The sequence below is a fragment of the Burkholderia sp. YIM B11467 genome (assembly GCF_052952715.1).
Genome location: NZ_JBQVSQ010000006.1, coordinates 214,237 through 230,283 on the forward strand (window position 1 = coordinate 214,237; position 16,047 = coordinate 230,283).

15 protein-coding genes are annotated in these 16,047 nt (G+C 64.0%); 8 read left to right on the forward strand and 7 right to left on the reverse strand.

What is annotated here, in order from left to right; translation table 11 throughout:
• The first annotated feature begins 14 nt into the window (after positions 1–14).
• Both ACTRWB_RS21940 and ACTRWB_RS21945 read left to right on the forward strand, forming a co-directional pair.
• Positions 15–647: a dTMP kinase gene (locus tag ACTRWB_RS21940; RefSeq protein ID WP_446903207.1), complete on the forward strand. Its 633-nt coding sequence runs from the start codon at positions 15–17 to the stop codon at positions 645–647.
• Between the two features lie 57 nt (positions 648–704).
• A complete protein-coding gene (locus ACTRWB_RS21945; protein WP_446903208.1) occupies positions 705–1,901 on the forward strand; it encodes an FAD-dependent monooxygenase in 1,197 nt (398 codons plus the stop codon).
• A gap of 167 nt (positions 1,902–2,068) precedes the next feature.
• Here the strand turns inward: ACTRWB_RS21945 and ACTRWB_RS21950 are convergent, their stop codons facing one another.
• Positions 2,069–2,977, reverse strand: coding sequence for an AraC family transcriptional regulator N-terminal domain-containing protein (locus ACTRWB_RS21950; RefSeq protein WP_446903313.1), 909 nt, complete (start codon positions 2,975–2,977; stop codon positions 2,069–2,071).
• Between the two features lie 299 nt (positions 2,978–3,276).
• Between ACTRWB_RS21950 and ACTRWB_RS21955 the strand changes: the two genes are divergently transcribed.
• From ACTRWB_RS21955 to ACTRWB_RS21975, 5 genes are all read left to right on the forward strand, one after another.
• A complete protein-coding gene (locus ACTRWB_RS21955) occupies positions 3,277–4,017 on the forward strand; it encodes an SDR family oxidoreductase (RefSeq protein ID WP_446903209.1) in 741 nt (246 codons plus the stop codon).
• Between the two features lie 28 nt (positions 4,018–4,045).
• Positions 4,046–4,807 carry an SDR family NAD(P)-dependent oxidoreductase gene (locus ACTRWB_RS21960; RefSeq protein ID WP_446903210.1) on the forward strand — a complete coding sequence of 254 codons (762 nt, stop codon included), beginning with the start codon at positions 4,046–4,048 and terminating at the stop codon, positions 4,805–4,807.
• 73 nt (positions 4,808–4,880) lie between these two features.
• Complete coding sequence (locus ACTRWB_RS21965; RefSeq protein ID WP_446903211.1) at positions 4,881–5,729, forward strand: SDR family oxidoreductase; 849 nt, start codon at positions 4,881–4,883, stop codon at positions 5,727–5,729.
• 105 nt (positions 5,730–5,834) lie between these two features.
• Positions 5,835–6,152, forward strand: a complete 318-nt coding sequence (locus ACTRWB_RS21970) for a putative quinol monooxygenase (protein WP_446903212.1) — start codon at positions 5,835–5,837, stop codon at positions 6,150–6,152.
• A gap of 182 nt (positions 6,153–6,334) precedes the next feature.
• Positions 6,335–8,008 carry an FAD-dependent oxidoreductase gene (locus tag ACTRWB_RS21975; RefSeq protein WP_446903213.1) on the forward strand — a complete coding sequence of 558 codons (1,674 nt, stop codon included), beginning with the start codon at positions 6,335–6,337 and terminating at the stop codon, positions 8,006–8,008.
• A 239-nt stretch (positions 8,009–8,247) separates the two neighbouring features.
• On the opposite strand, the gene ACTRWB_RS21980 is transcribed toward ACTRWB_RS21975, so the two are convergent.
• Positions 8,248–9,039 (reverse strand): carboxymuconolactone decarboxylase family protein, encoded by a 792-nt coding sequence (locus ACTRWB_RS21980; RefSeq protein ID WP_446903214.1) that lies wholly within the window; start codon positions 9,037–9,039, stop codon positions 8,248–8,250.
• A gap of 131 nt (positions 9,040–9,170) precedes the next feature.
• Here ACTRWB_RS21980 and ACTRWB_RS21985 point away from each other — a divergent pair, with 131 nt between their 5' ends.
• Complete coding sequence (locus ACTRWB_RS21985; RefSeq protein ID WP_446903215.1) at positions 9,171–10,094, forward strand: LysR family transcriptional regulator; 924 nt, start codon at positions 9,171–9,173, stop codon at positions 10,092–10,094.
• Between the two features lie 259 nt (positions 10,095–10,353).
• On the opposite strand, the gene guaA is transcribed toward ACTRWB_RS21985, so the two are convergent.
• The 5 genes from guaA to ACTRWB_RS22010 form a co-directional block, all read right to left on the reverse strand.
• Positions 10,354–11,973, reverse strand: coding sequence for a glutamine-hydrolyzing GMP synthase (gene guaA / locus ACTRWB_RS21990; protein ID WP_193098616.1), 1,620 nt, complete (start codon positions 11,971–11,973; stop codon positions 10,354–10,356).
• A 107-nt stretch (positions 11,974–12,080) separates the two neighbouring features.
• Positions 12,081–12,683, reverse strand: a complete 603-nt coding sequence (locus tag ACTRWB_RS21995) for a hypothetical protein (protein WP_446903216.1) — start codon at positions 12,681–12,683, stop codon at positions 12,081–12,083.
• A 6-nt stretch (positions 12,684–12,689) separates the two neighbouring features.
• A complete protein-coding gene (guaB, locus tag ACTRWB_RS22000; protein ID WP_048248592.1) occupies positions 12,690–14,150 on the reverse strand; it encodes an IMP dehydrogenase in 1,461 nt (486 codons plus the stop codon).
• A 290-nt stretch (positions 14,151–14,440) separates the two neighbouring features.
• Positions 14,441–15,247: a DUF2182 domain-containing protein gene (locus ACTRWB_RS22005; RefSeq protein ID WP_446903217.1), complete on the reverse strand. Its 807-nt coding sequence runs from the start codon at positions 15,245–15,247 to the stop codon at positions 14,441–14,443.
• A 30-nt stretch (positions 15,248–15,277) separates the two neighbouring features.
• Positions 15,278–16,042 carry a DUF899 domain-containing protein gene (locus ACTRWB_RS22010; RefSeq protein WP_129512411.1) on the reverse strand — a complete coding sequence of 255 codons (765 nt, stop codon included), beginning with the start codon at positions 16,040–16,042 and terminating at the stop codon, positions 15,278–15,280.
• Between the last annotated feature and the right edge of the window lie 5 nt (positions 16,043–16,047).

A 16,047-nucleotide genomic window follows, 5' to 3' on the forward strand; every position in this document is an offset into this window, starting at 1 on the left:
CAGCGAGGGATCGAATGCTTGAAACCGGCCAGTTCTTTTGCCTCCTGGGCGTAGACGCCAGCGGCAAGACGACACTTCTGAATGCCATTGCCGATCGTTACCCCGACATCACGATCGCGCACTGGAAGCAGTTTTCGTCGGTCACGATGTTTCCCGATCTGCTGCCGGATCTGGATCCGCCGGAGACGTTGCGACGCCTGGGCCCCCATTCGCGCGCGGCGCAGTTTTGCTACCTCGCCGCACTCGAGTACGACATGATCATCGGTCCCGCATTGGCCATGCATCGACCGGTCATCGTGGATTCGTACTGGTACAAGTTCGCGGCCAAAATGAAGGTCCTGGATATGGCTGCGCCATTCCTTTATTCGGTATGCCAATCGCTTCCGAAACCCGAGACGGTGCTGTTCCTCGATACGCCGATCGAAATCGCGCATCAACGGAAACAGGAGATGAACTTCTTCGAATGCAATGGCCGACCGGCCGATTTCGTTCCGTTTCAGCATTTGGTCAGGTCCACCATGCTGCACCTTGCCGAGGATGTCCCGCAACTGCGCATCGACGGGCGCGCGCCCCTCGAAGCGTTGGTCCAGCAGGTCGTCGAGATCGTGCACCCGGAATGCATCCGCACGCCGGTGCCGGCAAGGTGATCGGGCACCGGGCTCGGAACACGGGCATCGGACTGTCGAACCGGACGCACATCACACATGCCAGCCGTCATTGTCATCGGTGCAGGTATCGGCGGACTCTCGCTTGCCCTCGAGCTTCATGCTCGCGGGTACGCGTGCCAGGTATTCGAGGCGACATCCGCCGTGCACGCCGCGGGCGTCGGTCTCAACATCCTGCCCTACGCATCGCGCGTGCTTCACCGGCTTGGGCTCGCATCCGAACTGGGCAAGGCGGCCATGCTGCCTTGCTCGTCTGTGTACGCGAGTTCGGTCGGCCAGATTCTGTTGAGCGAACCGCTGGGCATCGCAAGCGGCGCCGAATTCCCGCAGTATTCGATCCACCGTGAGGCGTTGCTGCGCATTCTCCTGAATGCGGTTCGCCGGCGACTGGGGGCCGACGCCGTCCGGTTTGGACACCGGCTGGTTCGATTCGAACAGGACACGCGTGAGGTACGCACGTATTTTGACTGCCGCGACACCGCGGCGCGCGGCGACATGCTGGTCGGTTGCGACGGCATACGTTCCGCCGTCTGCCGGCAGCTCCATCCTGTTGCCGCGCCGCTCCGGCATTCGGGCATCGTCATGTGGCGCGGCATCACGAGGCGCTTCCCCCTCCTCGACCAGCAAACGATGCTGCGTTGCGGCCGGATCGAGACCGGCAAGCTGGTCGCCTATCCCGTCCGTGACCCTGACACGCCGGACGAGATCGTCGCGAACTGGGTGCTCGAGTTGCGCGACGCGACCGCGATCGCGATCGCGGAACGACACGCCGTCATCGAGCCCGCCTCGGTGCCGGACGTATTCTTCTCATGGAAATTCGATTGGCTCGACGTGCGATCGCTCATCCTGAATGCGACGCGGGTCCTGAGGATGCCGATGACGGACCGCGATCCGCTGCCGCGGTGGAGCGACCATCGCGTCACGCTGCTGGGCGATGCCGCTCATCCGATGTATCCCGTCGGATCGAATGGTGCGGGACAAGCGATCCTCGATGCCGCTGCGCTCGCGGCGTGCATCGACGGCGCCGGCATCGTCGACGGCCTGCGCGCATACGATGCATTGCGCAGTCCGAAGACCGCGGCGATCGTCACGTGCGACCGCGCGGGCGGGCCCGATATCGTGCTCGACGCAATCCACACGGCGACGCACGACGCTTTTACGCCTGTCGAAGAAACGCCGGCGCTCAGTCAACGGCTGCATACCCTTTTGACCACTTATCGCGCGAACGAAACGTGAAGTGAATACGCTGCGGCACGCCCGCGGTCCGACAACGGCGCCAGGCGCCCGACGGCATCACCGCTGCATATCGTCCATGCCGATCGACAGCCTTATCCTGAGCCGGGCCGATGCCGGCGGAAGCGTCTAAGCGCGCCGTCAACGGGCTGTCCATGCGAAGCCGTCAGTCAGTGAGAGGCGACGTAGTCGTCGATCTTTGCAGCGGGAGATAGTGCGAACGATGCCCGCATATCCCGAGCCTCGTCGGCAGGTGAGCGTCCGAAAAAGCGCTTGAACTCGCGGCTGAATTGCGACGGACTTTCGTACCCGACGCGCGCTGACGCAGAGGCGGCCGTCAATCCGTCGCGAATCATCAGCAAGCGCGCCTGATGCAGACGCGTCGACTTGATGTATTGAATCGGAGAGGTCAGCGTGACGGCTCTGAAGTTGACGTGAAACGCGGGAATGCTCATCCCCGCCTCTTCCGCGAGCGTACTGACGTCCAGAGACTGCGCATAGTCGGCGTGAATTCGCCGCAGTGCTTTCGCCACCCTGCCGAAGCGGCCCTGATGTGCGAGCGCGGCCCTCATCGCCGCGCCTCGTTCCCCGATCAACACCCGATAGCAGATTTCCCTGACGATTGCAGGCCCCAGCACTTCGGCGTCCAAGGGCGAGCTCAACGCTTGCAGCAGGCGCACGGTCGCTTCGGCCAGATCCCCCTCGAGCGGCGTCGATACGATCCCCAGCGGTGTGCCTTGCTGATGGCGTCCGGAACGATCGATCATCAGAATCAGGTCGGTCAATTCGATCAGGTCGAGACGCAACGTCACGGCCAGCATCGGTTCGGCCTCGCTCGCTTCGGTTTCGGTCGAGAACGGCAGCGGCACGGACAGGATCAAATAATGCTGGGCGTCGTAGACGTACACCTCTTCGCCGAGAAAACCCAGCTTGCGCCCCTGACACACGATCACGATGCTGGGCTCGTACAGCACCGGCGTACGACCCAACGGCCGATTGGAGCGCATGAACCGCACACCCTCCAGCGCGGACTGGGTGTACCCCTCGTTCGGCGCCAAACGCTGAAGCAGATTCACCATTCTTGCGGAAGCAGTATTGCGGGCAGCCGTCACGAGCACGCCTCCTTCACTGGGTCTGGTGGAGGAATTCTACTGGATGCGTTCGACCGGCAGCATCCACATCGATAGGAATAGGCAAGACCATGATTGTCGCGTGTATTCGCGCGCAGGGGCTACGCCCATAAGATGGGTCATCGGCTGGACGGTTCAGCCGAAGCGTCCGGGAGACCCCGCCGCGATTGCCCTGCCGCATCGTGCGCAGACTTCGCAGCCTCTCCCTCGAACGAACCTGCACGGATTATCGAAACGGAGAACGCAACATGACGACACCATCCAACCCAACCAAAGTCATCCTCATCACCGGGGCGAGCAGCGGTATCGGCGAAGCGACGGTCCGCCTGCTTGCCACCCAGGGGCACCAACTGGTGATCGGCGCGCGGCGCACGGAACGACTCGCGGCGCTGGCGGAAGAAATCCAGGCAAGCGGCGGCTCGGTTCGCCATCAGGCACTCGACGTCACTTCGGCCGCCAGCGTCGGCGCTTTCGCCCGGTTCGCACTGGACACCTTCGGCCGCATCGACGTGATCGTCAACAACGCCGGCGTGATGCCGTTGTCGCCGCTGAGCGCGATCAAGGTGGACGAATGGGATCGCATGATCGATGTGAACATCCGCGGCGTGCTGCACGGAATCGCCGCGGTCCTGCCGATCATGGAGCGCCAGGGGTTCGGCCAGATCATCAATATTTCCTCGATCGGCGGCCTGTCCGTCTCGCCGACAGCCGCCGTGTATTGCGCGACCAAGTTCGCCGTGCGCGCCATCTCGGACGGGCTGCGGCAGGAAACCGACAAGGTGCGTGTGACCGTGATCTGCCCCGGTGTCGTGGAGTCGGAGCTGGCCGACTCGATCTCCGACGACACCGCGCGGGCAGCCATGCGCGACTTCCGTCGCATCGCACTGACGTCGGATGCCATTGCGCGCTCGATCGCCTATGCAATCGAGCAGCCTGCCGATGTCGATGTCAGCGAAATCGTCGTGCGTCCGACATCGAGCCCTTTCTAACGATCCTCATCTCCAAGGAGAACCCATCATGACTTCACATGCATCCGCCGACCGGCCGTTCGCCGGCAAGGTCGCCATCGTTACCGGTGCGGCAAGCGGCATCGGGCTTGCCACCACCGAGCTGCTCCACGCGCAAGGCGCCAGCGTGATCGCCGTCGGGCGCGGCACCAACGTCGAAGCGTTGGCGCGTCCGGGGATCGTCCCGCTCATCGCGGACGTCGCGCATGAGGACAGCGCGGTGCGCGCCGTATCCACCGCGATGGAACGCTTCGGCAAGCTGGATATTCTGATCAACAACGCCGCGATCATCATCAACAAGCCAGTCGTCGAGATGACGCTCGACGACTGGAACGGCATTCAGGCAGTCAATTCCACCGGCGCGTTCCTGTTCTCGCGCGAGGCAATGCGCGCGATGATGCCGGCGAAGACCGGAGCAATCGTCAACGTGGGTTCATACGCGTGTTATCAGGCGTTTCCGCTCATCGCCGCCTATGCGGCGTCCAAAGGTGCGCTCGCCCAGTTGACGCGCGCCATGTCGCTCGAGGCGATCGATCATGGCATTCGTGTCAATGCGGTCGGGTCCGGCGACGCGGTAACGAATATCACCAGCCACATCCACGAAGACGGCCCGGCCTTCCTTGCCGAGCATGGCAAGAATGCACCCATCAAGCGGGCAGCCGACCCTCGGGAAATCGCCGAAGTGATCGCCTTTCTGGCGTCCGACAAGGCCAGCTATATCGTCGGCGCCGTGGTGATGGCGGATGGCGGCATGAGCGTGGCACTCAAGTAAGCGCATCGATCTCGTTTTTCTCAATCGTTACTTAAATTTAATTTTGCAATCCTTAATTACTAAAGGAACCATCATGAACACATCCAAGAAGATCTGGTTCGTCACCGGCGCATCGAAAGGTGTAGGCCAACGACTCGTGCGGCAACTCATCGCGCGTGGCGATCGCGTCGCCGCGACCTCGCGAACCGTGGCATCACTGACCGAAGCAATCGGCCCGGTCTCCGGGCAGTTTCTTCCACTTCAGGTCGATCTGACCGACGACCAAAGCGTGCGCGCGGCCATCGCGCAGACCATCAAGACCTTCGGCCGGATCGATGTGATCGTCAATAACGCCGGATACGCTCAGCAGGGAACCGTCGAAGCCCTCTCGGACGACGAGCTTCGGCAAAACTTCGACGTCAACCTGTTCGCGCCGCTGACAGTACTGAGACACGCGCTTCCCCATCTGCGAGAACAGCGTGGCGGGCATGTCGTCAACATCGCGTCGATCGTCGGTTACCAGGGCGGTTACGCTGGATGGGGCAGCTACGTGGCGAGCAAGTTCGCGCTCGCCGGCCTGACCGAGTCGCTCGCGGCCGAGGTGGCCGAGTTCGGTATCAAGGCGACCGTGGTGTACCCGGGGCCGGTGCGCACGGAGTTCTTGTCGAGCGGCGCGCTGGCGGTAGCCAAACGCCAGATTGATGAATACACCGAAGCCAGGGTGTCGCTGGATCTGCACCTGGGTACGCTTCATGGTCGTCAGGCCGGCGATCCGGACAAGCTGGCCGTGTTGATCATGCAGGCCGTGGAGGTTGCCGAACCGCCGTTGCACCTGTTCGCCGGCAAGATCGCCAACGAACTGGCGGCGCAAAAAGCCGCCGCGGTTCAACGCGACCTGGATACGTGGAAAGGCTCATCCGAAGCGACCGACTTCACCGAGTAAGTGCGATGCCAGGTGGCGCCCAGCGACGGCCGCACTTGGTCAACATGCGATTTCCGGCGATACATCGAACTCGCCGGCTCAAGTTGACGTGGGGAATCCAGCACTATGAATCAAGTCACCAATATCGCCTTCATTCGCGCTCAGGCGGGCAAATCGGAGCGACTCGGCAACGCGCTCAACACACTCATCGAACCGAGTCGTCGTGAGCCCGGTTGTATCAACTATGACGTGCATCGCTCCTCGACCGACCACGACGTCTGGTGCGTCTACGAAAACTGGCGTTCGGCCGCGGATCTGCAAGAACACTTTGCCCTTCCGCACATGCGAGCGTTCGTCGAGATGCTGCCGGATCTCGTCGACGGTGGACTCGACCTGCGCGCGTTCGAGATGATCTCCACGCAGTTGCCGCGCAAACTCCGCTGAGCACCATGTACGCGATTCACTTTTTTCGTACCCTTTACTGCTCGCGGAAGTCAGGCGCACAATCTGCGCTGATATTGCGGCCCGGCGTCTTTCCCCGTCTTTCCGATTGTTCGCGTCGCCTCGATATTCGACAACCGGCTCACCAGGGTCGCAACGTGCGCCCTCTCATTCGGAACACCGCCATGAGCGACAAATCGTCAGGCAAGGTCGAAGAACTGGTGGCCGGCGGCAGCCGTCACCATCAGATTTTTCCAAGGCTGAATGAAAGACAGTTCGCGCTGCTTGAGCGATACGGTGAACGACGCACACTGAAAGCGGGCGATGTGCTGTTCTCCGAAGGCGATCGGCACATTCCGATGTTCGCCATCCTCTCCGGGACGATCGAGGCGACGCGAGGCACTGGAGACAGTCTCCATGTGCTCGGCACTCACGGCCCCGGCAGCTTCACCGGCGAGGTCGGAACCCTCGCCGGCCGCGCTGCGGTGGCGACAGCGCGTGCCACCAGTGATTGCGAAGTCATCGTTATCGAAGAGGAATCACTACGCGCGCTCGTCATTTCGGAAGCGGAGTTGAGCGAAACGATCATGCGTGCGTATATCCTGCGGCGCGTCGCGTTCATTCAGGATCAGAATGCGGGTGTTCTGGTCATTGGCAGTTCCGCCTCTGCCGCCACCTTCGGTTTGCGGCATTTCCTGAGCCGCAACGGCCAGCCTTCGGCCTACTTCGATCTTGACGAGCACGAGGAAGCAAAGGTACTCCTTGCGCGTTATGGCGCAACGAACGCGGACATACCGGTACTCATCACGTCTCAAGGCAACACGCTAAGGCGCCCGACCAACCGGGCCGTGGCGGATGCGATCGGCCTGAGCCCCGACAGGTTGAATGGCGAACGGTTCGACGTGGTCGTGGTCGGCGCGGGGCCGGCAGGTCTTGCGGCCGCGGTCTACGCGGCCTCCGAGGGGTTGAGAGTCGCGGTTCTCGACGCCAAGGCTCCGGGTGGCCAGGCGGGTACCAGTTCGAAGATCGAAAATTACTTCGGATTCCCGACAGGCATTTCCGGACAAGCGCTTGCCGGCCGCGGCTTGTCTCAATGTCGCAAATTCGGTGCCGAGGTCGGTGTACCGATCGAAGCACTCGGCATCGAATGCCACGGGGCACCGCCCTTTCACCTTCGTCTTGATTGCGACGAGCACGTGTATGCCCGTGCTGTTGTCATCGCGACCGGCGCTCGCTATCGACAACCGTCGCTGGCCCGTCTCGAGGAGTTTGCGGGGCGTGGAGTCTATTACAGCGCCACGTTCATGGAAGCCGCGTTCTGTGCCAATGAAGAGTTGATTATCGTTGGCGGTGGAAATTCGGCCGGCCAGGCAGCGGTTTTCCTCGCCGGATTTGCGCGTCACGTCCACATCGTGATTCGCGGCGACGGGCTCAAAGCGAGCATGTCGAACTATTTGATCAGGCGGATCGACGCAGCTGCGAACATCACCGTTCATGTCCGAACGCAGATCGTCGAGTTGCAAGGCGAGACGCAACTTGAATCTGTCATATGGGACAGGCAGGGGCATATCGAAGCGAAGCCGTTCCGGCACGTCTTCCTGTTTCTTGGCGCACAACCCAATACGGGGTGGCTCGGCGATTGTGTTGCGCTGGACAGGAACGGCTTTGTGCTCACTGGCCCCGATGCCATCGACAGATGGCCGTCAGACCGCCCTCCTCATTTTCTGGAGACGAGCCGACCTGGCATCTTCGCAGTAGGCGACGTTCGCAGCGGCTCGGTCAAGCGGGTTGCGGCCGCTGTCGGAGAAGGCGCTGCCGCGATTCAGTCCCTTCATCAGTATCTGGCTCTGTACGATTGACGCCTGATTGCAAGCGTCAAGAAAAGATCGCCAACTGCGCGGAGTGCGAGTTGGCGATGGATGCCGAGCCCGGTTGCAACATCGGATTTCGTCGCGGCGGTGCCGGACGAACACGCTACCCTGTTTGCGCGGCCGGCGGATGGCGACGTGTTTCCGCCGCCGATCGATTTTCCCGACCTGACTGTTCTGCAGTCCTGAGGTCATTTGCTACGGCAGCGGACACGTGCCGCCCGTCAACATCAATGCGCGCCGTGATCCCGGTCTCGCAGCACGTCCTTTGCCGCGAGCGCCGCATTGATTGCCCTCGGGAATCCGGCATAAGCGGCAATCTGCGTGACCACCTCCACGAGTTCCTCACGCTTGCCGCCAACGTTGAGAAAGCCATGCATGTGAACCTTGAGTTGCGGTGTGGCGGAGCCCATCGCTGACAGCGCCGCCACCGTAATCAGTTCTCGCAGGACGAGATCGATACCGGTCCGCGAGTACACTTCGCCGAAGACGAATTCGATCACGAAGCGGCCGAGATCGGGGGCAATCTCGTTCAACGATTCGACCACCCGTTCACCAACCGCACCATCGACTGCCCTCAGCCCCGCCACGCCATCGTCGTAACGCGTCGTGCTCGGCGACACCGAGACCGGCGCAGCATCGACACCCTTCTCGCGGAACACGTCTCTCGCAGCCGACACGCCGTTGACCGCAGCCGGAAAGCCTGCATAGACGACAAGGTGAATCATCAGTTCCACGATTTCGCGCGGCGAACAGCCAACGTTCAACGCACCTGCGATATGGAAGCGAAGCTGCGGCTCGGCGCCCCCCATCGCTGCAAGCGCGGCAACCGTCACGAATTGTCGCTGCCGCAGATCGAGTGCAGGTCGTGAATAGATTTCTCCATACGCGAAGCTGATCGCCATACGCGCCAGGTCCGGCGCAACGTCCTTCAAAGCCTCGCTGATCGAGGGCTGTTCTTTTTGTTCGACGGCCATCAAGTATTGGTGACCCAGTGCCAGAGTCGATTGAGCGTCTTGCATGATTCCCTCGCAAAGTCGAGTCGCGTTGTTGCAGCTCGTTGTGCGAACGATAACGACATCGACGGCGGTGCGCTAATTCCTTTGGCGTGATACCTTTTCAGTATCACAAGGACCATGCGGAGCTTCCCCCAATGCAGTCAACCATCGAACTCTGGCAACTGCGATACTTCATCGCCGTGGCCGAGGAGCTGAGCTTTCGGCGTGCGGCGGAGCGTCTGTTCATTACACAGCCGCCGTTGACGAGACAGATTCAGGCGCTCGAGGAAATCATCGGTGCGAGACTGTTCGAACGCGATCGCGGCGGCGTAAGACTGACCTCCGAAGGCACCTATCTACTGACCGAAGCCCGCAATCTTCTCGCGGTAGCCGACGCGACCTTCGAGCGAATCGGACAGCACATCGCGCTGGGCAAGCACGAGCTCAGGCTGGGTATCACCACGGTGCTGGATCCCGCGTTGTTTGCGTGGATCGAACCGACGCTCAAGAGGCGCGACCCGGCACTCCGGTTGATTCAAAAGCGGCAATACTCGCAGGATTCGACGCGCGACCTCCGTGGCGGGTTACTCGACGCCGCGCTGATCGGCTTGCCGTCCGCAACGGAAGGCCTTCGCGTCGAACGGCTGTTCGACGACCCGCTCGTAGCCGCACTGCCGGAAGGCCATGCATTGCGCAAACGACGGCGCATTTCCCTGCTGGAACTGGCCGGCGACCCGCTGTTCTGGCCGCAACGACGGATCAATCCGAGCTATTACGATCACTTTGAGAAACTCTTCCGTACCCGCGGCTTCCATCCTCGGCGCATCGCGGAACCGACCGACCACCATGTGCTGCTCAGCCTGATCGCCGGGGGTCAAGGCGTTGCGCTGATTCCGTCATCGCTGAAATCCATTGCGCGTGACGGTGTGATTTATCGTGAGCTGCGGGAGCAGACAGACTTGCGGATCGAAGTGGCGATCGCATACATGCCCGACGCGCACGATGCATCGCTGCAGCAACTGATCGATGCGCTGCGATCGCACTATCGCATCGGCGTCGATGCAGATTCGAATGCGTGAGGTTCGCGCCGGAACGGCGCTGACAAGCGCGCCCCCTACGAGAGGCGTGGTGATTTGAATTCGAGATCGCGCCGTTAGCATTCTTCGAGCACCGATACCGTTGCTCGATACCGTCACATGCCGTGACGGTATCGAGTTGGATCGTCTGCGGACGAAGATGCCATACCGTCGCCACTACCGTCGGCGACGTGCCGCTGCCGGCGGACGGCAGCGGACCAAAAACAACGACCCTCTGCAGATCACTGCAGAGGATCGCAATTTACTCCCACTCGATCGTCGCCGGCGGCTTGCCCGAGATGTCGTACACGACCCGGTTGATCCCGCGCACCTCGTTGATGATCCGGTTCGATGCGCGGCCGAGCAGCGCGTACGGCAGGTGCGCCCAGTGTGCGGTCATGAAGTCGGTCGTCTGCACCGCGCGCAGCGACGTCACGTAGTCGTACGTGCGGCCATCGCCCATCACACCGACCGACTTCACCGGCAGGAACACCGCGAACGCCTGGCTCGTCAGGTCGTACCAGCTCTTGCCGACATCGGCGTCGCCGCACAGGCCGGCAGCCGCATCCTGCGCGGTCGCGGTCGTGTTGCGCAGCTCTTCGATGAAGATCGCGTCCGCGCGGCGCAGCAGGTCTGCAAACTCGCGCTTCACTTCGCCGAGGATCCGCACGCCGAGGCCCGGGCCCGGGAACGGATGGCGGTACACCATCTCCGGCGGCAGGCCGAGCGCCACGCCCAGTTCGCGCACTTCGTCCTTGAACAGGTCGCGCAGCGGCTCGAGCAGCTTCAGACCGAGCGTTTCCGGCAGGCCGCCGACGTTGTGGTGACTCTTGATCGTCGTCGCCTTCTTCGTCTTCGTGCCACCCGATTCGACCACGTCCGGATAGATCGTGCCCTGCGCGAGCCACTTCGCCTTCGACAGCTTCTTCGCCTCGGCCTGGAACACCTCGACGAACTCGCGGCCGATGATCTTGCGCTTCGCTTCCGGATCGGTCACCCCGGCCAGGTGGCCGAGGAACTGGTCGGCCGCGTCAACGTGCACGACCTTCGCATGCAGACGGCCCTCGAACATGTCGAGCACCATCTTGCCTTCGTTCAGGCGCAGCAGGCCGTGGTCGACGAACACGCAGGTCAGCTGGTCGCCGATCGCGCGATGGATCAGCGCGGCCGCGACGCTCGAATCGACGCCGCCGGACAGGCCGAGAATCACTTCCTCGTCGCCCACCTGCTCGCGAATCTTCGCGACGGCTTCCTCGATATGGTTGCTCATGATCCAGTCGGGCTTCGCGCCGGCGATCTGCAGCACGAAACGTTCGATGATCTGGCGACCCTTCACCGTGTGCGTGACTTCCGGGTGGAACTGCACCGCGTAGTAGCCGCGCGCTTCGTCGGCCATGCCGGCGATCGGGCAGCTCGGCGTCGACGCCATCAGCTGGAAGCCCGACGGCAGCTCGGCAACCTTGTCGCCGTGGCTCATCCAGACCTTCAGCATCCCGTGGCCTTCGGCCGTCGTGAAATCCTCGATGCCGTCGAGCAGGCGCGTATGGCCGTGCGCGCGCATTTCCGCATAGCCGAATTCGCGATGGTCGCTCCACTCGACCTTGCCGCCGAGCTGCACGGCCATCGTCTGCATGCCGTAGCAGATGCCGAGCACCGGCACGCCGAGATCCCATACGGCCTGCGGCGCGCGCAGTTGATGGTCTTCGTACGTGCTCGCGTGGCTGCCCGACAGGATCACCGCCTTCGGCGCGAACTCGCGCACGAAGTCGTCGGACACATCGTTCGGATGGATTTCGCAGTAGACGTGTGCTTCACGCACGCGTCGCGCAATCAGTTGGGTGACTTGCGAACCGAAGTCGAGAATCAGGATTTTGTCGTGCATGGCTGCGGACGGGATGAAGAGAAAAAGAAAAGCAGCGCATCGAGCGCTGCGTCAATAGCATGGACAGCGGCGTCGGGCGGCAGGCGGCACGCGCGACGCATGGCCGGTCAGTCCCGCATCGGCGGGCGTTCGTCGAGTGCGACGGTGCCCGAGCCTGACGATGGACTGGATGCGGCCGATGACGGTGCGGGCGCCGCGGGACGGCTGACGACGGGTTCGACACGCTGCGATGCGGGCGAGGACGCCGGCGCCACCGTCGGTTCAACCGGGCGCTGCTCCGGCGCGCGCGCCTCGAGCGCCTGCGCTTTCTCGCGACGGCGCACGGCCGATGCGAGCCGCACGCCGCCGAGGCCGAGCACGATCAGCGCGACACCGGCCACGGCCGACAGTACCCTGCCGGCCGCCGCGAGCGCGGGACCGCTGCCGGCGCCGATCGACCAGACGATCGTGAGCACGCCGGTCAGCCAGTACACGTGGCCGACCGAGCGCGCGACGGGCGCCGTGAGGTCGCCGTTGAACGCCGCATGAAACGCGAGCCACGCGAGCCCGAGCAACGCGATGCCGAACGCCTGGCCGAGCATTGCCGGCTGGATGTTCGCCAGCTGCAGCGCGTTGAAGAGCGACTGCCAGGGCGTCAGCACGAACAGCACGCCGAACGCCAGCAGCAGTACGGCATCGATGATCAGCACGGCTCGCAGTAGCGGTTTCATCGGCGATCAGTCCACGTGGTAGTTCGGCGCTTCCTTCGTGATCTGCACGTCGTGCACGTGCGACTCGCGCATGCCCGCCGCGGTGATCTGGACGAATTCGGCCTTGTCGTGCAGCTCGTCGATCGAACGGCAACCGCAGTAGCCCATGCTGGCGCGCACACCGCCGACCAGCTGGAACAGAATCGCGTTGACCGAACCCTTGTAGGCGACGCGGCCTTCGATGCCTTCCGGCACGAGCTTGTCGATGTTCGCCGAGTTGTCCTGGAAGTAGCGGTCCGCCGCGCCGTCCTTCATCGCACCGACCGAACCCATGCCGCGGTACGACTTGTACTGGCGGCCCTGGTACAGGAACACGTCGCCCGGCGCCTCTTCGGTGCCCGCGAACATGCTGCCCATCATCACCGCGTTCGCGCCGGCCGCGAGGGCCTTCGACACGTCGCCCGAGAAGCGCACGCCGCCGTCGGCGATGCACGGCACGCCCGTGCCCTTCAGTGCGTCCGCGACATTCGCGATCGCGCTGATCTGCGGCACGCCGACACCCGCGACGATCCGCGTCGTGCAGATCGAGCCCGGGCCGATACCGACCTTGACCGCGTCCGCGCCGTATTCGACGAGCGCCTTCGCGGCGGCGGCCGTCGCGATGTTGCCACCGATCACTTCGACGTGCGGGAAGTTCTGCTTGACCCAGCGGACGCGCTCGAGCACGCCCTTGCTGTGACCGTGCGCGGTATCGACGACGATCACGTCGACGCCGGCCTGCACGAGCAGTTCGACGCGCTCTTCGTTGTCGGCACCGACGCCGACCGCGGCGCCTGCGCGCAGCTTGCCGTGTTCGTCCTTGCACGCGTCCGGGTGCTCGGTCTGCTTCGTGATGTCCTTGACGGTCATCAGGCCGCGCAGTTCGAACGCGTCGTTGACGACCAGCACGCGCTCGAGGCGGTGGCTGTGCATCAGCGCCTTCGCTTCGGCGAGCGGCGTGCCTTCCTTGACCGTGACGAGACGCTCGCGCGGCGTCATGATCGACTTGACCGGCTCATCGAGGCGCGTTTCGAAACGCAGGTCGCGGTTCGTGACGATGCCGACGAGCTGCGGGCCTTCGACGACCGGGAAACCCGAGATGCCATGCTGGCGCGACAGCGCGATCACGTCGCGCACCTTCATTTGCGGCGGCACCGTGATCGGATCGCGGACGACGCCCGATTCGAAACGCTTGACCTTCGCGACCTCGCGAGCCTGTTCGGCCGGCGTGAGGTTCTTGTGGACGATACCGACACCACCCTGCTGTGCCATCGCGATCGCGAGGCGACCTTCGGTGACCGTATCCATGGCGGCGGACACGAGCGGCATGTTCAGGGAGATGTTGCGGGTCAGCTTGGTCTTGAGGCTGGTGTCGCGCGGCAGAACGTCGGAGAAGGCGGGAACGAGGAGCACGTCATCGAAAGTGAGTGCTTTTTGGATCAGACGCATGGCAAATCCTATGGGCGCAAAAGCGAATTATACGCGAAGCGCTGCGAATTTTCACAACACGAACAACGGCTTAGCCGTTTCCAGGCGTTCGGGGGCCGAATCGTTCGGATCGCCGTTCGGTTCGTTTTCGATCGCCTTTCGTTTCACCGCCGCATCGAGCCATTCGCGCAAGCGGCCGCGCCGCGGCACGCGTGGCTGTCGCGGCCGGGCCACGCGGCGGTGACGGCCGCGGTCGCACACGGGCCGGCGACGCACCGCAGCGGCCCGCAATACGGCTCGCTTCCCCGGTCTTACAGCAGCCCGGCCGCACGCGCGATCATCGCGATGCCGCCCCCGATCGCGACGCCGCCGACGATCCGCGCCACACGCCTGCCGGCCGGTACAAGACGCTCGGCGGCGATCGCGACCGTCACCGCGGCCATCACGCGCAGATCCATCACGCCGGCCGCCAGCGCGACCGCCATCAGGTTCCCGCAACAGGCGCTGCAACGCATGGCCGCTCGCACGCCGTGCCGCCATGCGGCGCCCGTATCCACGCTTGGCACGCACGCGTGCGGCGCCGCGTGCCGACAGCAAGCCAGCCGCCGCGCCTTCCACGCCGAGAACTGCAGCACGCCCGCGCCGGACACGACCGCGCCGGCCGCGAACGGCATCATGCGGGCCAGTGCCGGCAGCCGCGCCGCGGCAGCCGTCAGCGCGCCGCCGGCCGGAAAGGCAAGCGCGCCGAACGCCATCCACACCGCGAAATACCCGGCGCCCGCGACGACGACGAGCCAGGTCGAACGCGTCGCGGCCAGCGGACCGACGTGCTGCCGGTACTGCCAGAGCATCGGCGCGAGCACGGGCAGCATCATCGTCACCGTCATCGCGCCCCACATGGCGGCGAATGCCGCGAACGCGCGGCCGGCGCCCCAGCCGCACGGCCGCAGCCAGGTCGCCGAGATCATCCAGCCGCCGGGCATCGGTTCGCCGCCCATCGCGGCCATCGACGCGTGCTGCGCCAGCGTCGCCGTCGCGGCAACGGCGAACACGGCCACGAGCGCCACCGCGAACATCCGCGAATCGGGGCCCGTATCTCCAGTTGCCGGCCGTGTCATCGCACGCTCCCGCCCGTCGCCGGCACGCGCTCAGCCGCGCGCGTACTCGTCATGGCGGCGCCACCAGGCGCCCGCCTCGTTGCGCCCGAGCGGCGCGCGATCGAGCCACTGGTACATCCCCCACAACCCGTCGAGCCCGCGCGCATAGGTCGAGTACGTGTGATAGACAACGCCATCCTCGCGCACGAACGCGCTCATCCCTGGCCGGTCGAGCGCATACGTGGCCGCGTCGGTGCCGCAGGTCGCCGCGAACTGCGCGACCACCGGCGGCGGCGGATCCATGTCCATCGCATGGCCCGACCGCGCATAGTTGTATTCGACGTCGCCCGTGCGCTGCTGCGTTTCGGTGAACGACACGTTGAAGTCGAAGTTGAAATCGCTGCCGACCGACGACGCCCACGGAAAGGTCCACCCCATCCGCTGCCGGTAGGCGAGCAGCTTCGCGAGCGGTGCGCGCGACACGGCCGTGAGCGTCACGTCGTGGTTCGCCAGGTGCACGGCAAAGCCGGCGAAGCCGTCGGCAAGCGCCGAGCACGACGGGCAGCCGGCCTTGTAGTCGGGGCCGAACATGAAGTGATAGACGAGCAGTTGCGAACGGCCGCGAAACAGGTCGTCGAGCGTTGCCTGTCCGTCTTCGGTGTCGAACCGGTAAGTCTTGTCGACGCGCACCCATGGCAGTGCCTGGCGCCGCCGCGCGAGTTCGTCGCTTTGCCGCGTCAGCGCCTTTTCCGCGTCGAGCAGCGCCCTGCGCTCGGCCAGCCATTCGTTGCGTGTTCCGGTGAGATGGGTCGTCATTGCGG

Bases quoted from the DNA above. Each gene is read 5' to 3' on its own strand.
- ACTRWB_RS21940 (WP_446903207.1), top strand. From the start codon at position 15: ATGCTTGAAACCGGCCAGTTCTTTTGCCTCCTGGGCGTAGACGCCAGC.
- ACTRWB_RS21945 (WP_446903208.1), top strand. From the start codon at position 705: ATGCCAGCCGTCATTGTCATCGGTGCAGGTATCGGCGGACTCTCGCTT.
- ACTRWB_RS21950 (WP_446903313.1), bottom strand. From the start codon at position 2,977: ATGGTGAATCTGCTTCAGCGTTTGGCGCCGAACGAGGGGTACACCCAG.
- ACTRWB_RS21955 (WP_446903209.1), top strand. From the start codon at position 3,277: ATGACGACACCATCCAACCCAACCAAAGTCATCCTCATCACCGGGGCG.
- ACTRWB_RS21960 (WP_446903210.1), top strand. From the start codon at position 4,046: ATGACTTCACATGCATCCGCCGACCGGCCGTTCGCCGGCAAGGTCGCC.
- ACTRWB_RS21965 (WP_446903211.1), top strand. From the start codon at position 4,881: ATGAACACATCCAAGAAGATCTGGTTCGTCACCGGCGCATCGAAAGGT.
- ACTRWB_RS21970 (WP_446903212.1), top strand. From the start codon at position 5,835: ATGAATCAAGTCACCAATATCGCCTTCATTCGCGCTCAGGCGGGCAAA.
- ACTRWB_RS21975 (WP_446903213.1), top strand. From the start codon at position 6,335: ATGAGCGACAAATCGTCAGGCAAGGTCGAAGAACTGGTGGCCGGCGGC.
- ACTRWB_RS21980 (WP_446903214.1), bottom strand. From the start codon at position 9,039: ATGCAAGACGCTCAATCGACTCTGGCACTGGGTCACCAATACTTGATG.
- ACTRWB_RS21985 (WP_446903215.1), top strand. From the start codon at position 9,171: ATGCAGTCAACCATCGAACTCTGGCAACTGCGATACTTCATCGCCGTG.
- guaA (WP_193098616.1), bottom strand. From the start codon at position 11,973: ATGCACGACAAAATCCTGATTCTCGACTTCGGTTCGCAAGTCACCCAA.
- ACTRWB_RS21995 (WP_446903216.1), bottom strand. From the start codon at position 12,683: ATGAAACCGCTACTGCGAGCCGTGCTGATCATCGATGCCGTACTGCTG.
- guaB (WP_048248592.1), bottom strand. From the start codon at position 14,150: ATGCGTCTGATCCAAAAAGCACTCACTTTCGATGACGTGCTCCTCGTT.
- ACTRWB_RS22005 (WP_446903217.1), bottom strand. From the start codon at position 15,247: ATGACACGGCCGGCAACTGGAGATACGGGCCCCGATTCGCGGATGTTC.
- ACTRWB_RS22010 (WP_129512411.1), bottom strand. From the start codon at position 16,042: ATGACGACCCATCTCACCGGAACACGCAACGAATGGCTGGCCGAGCGC.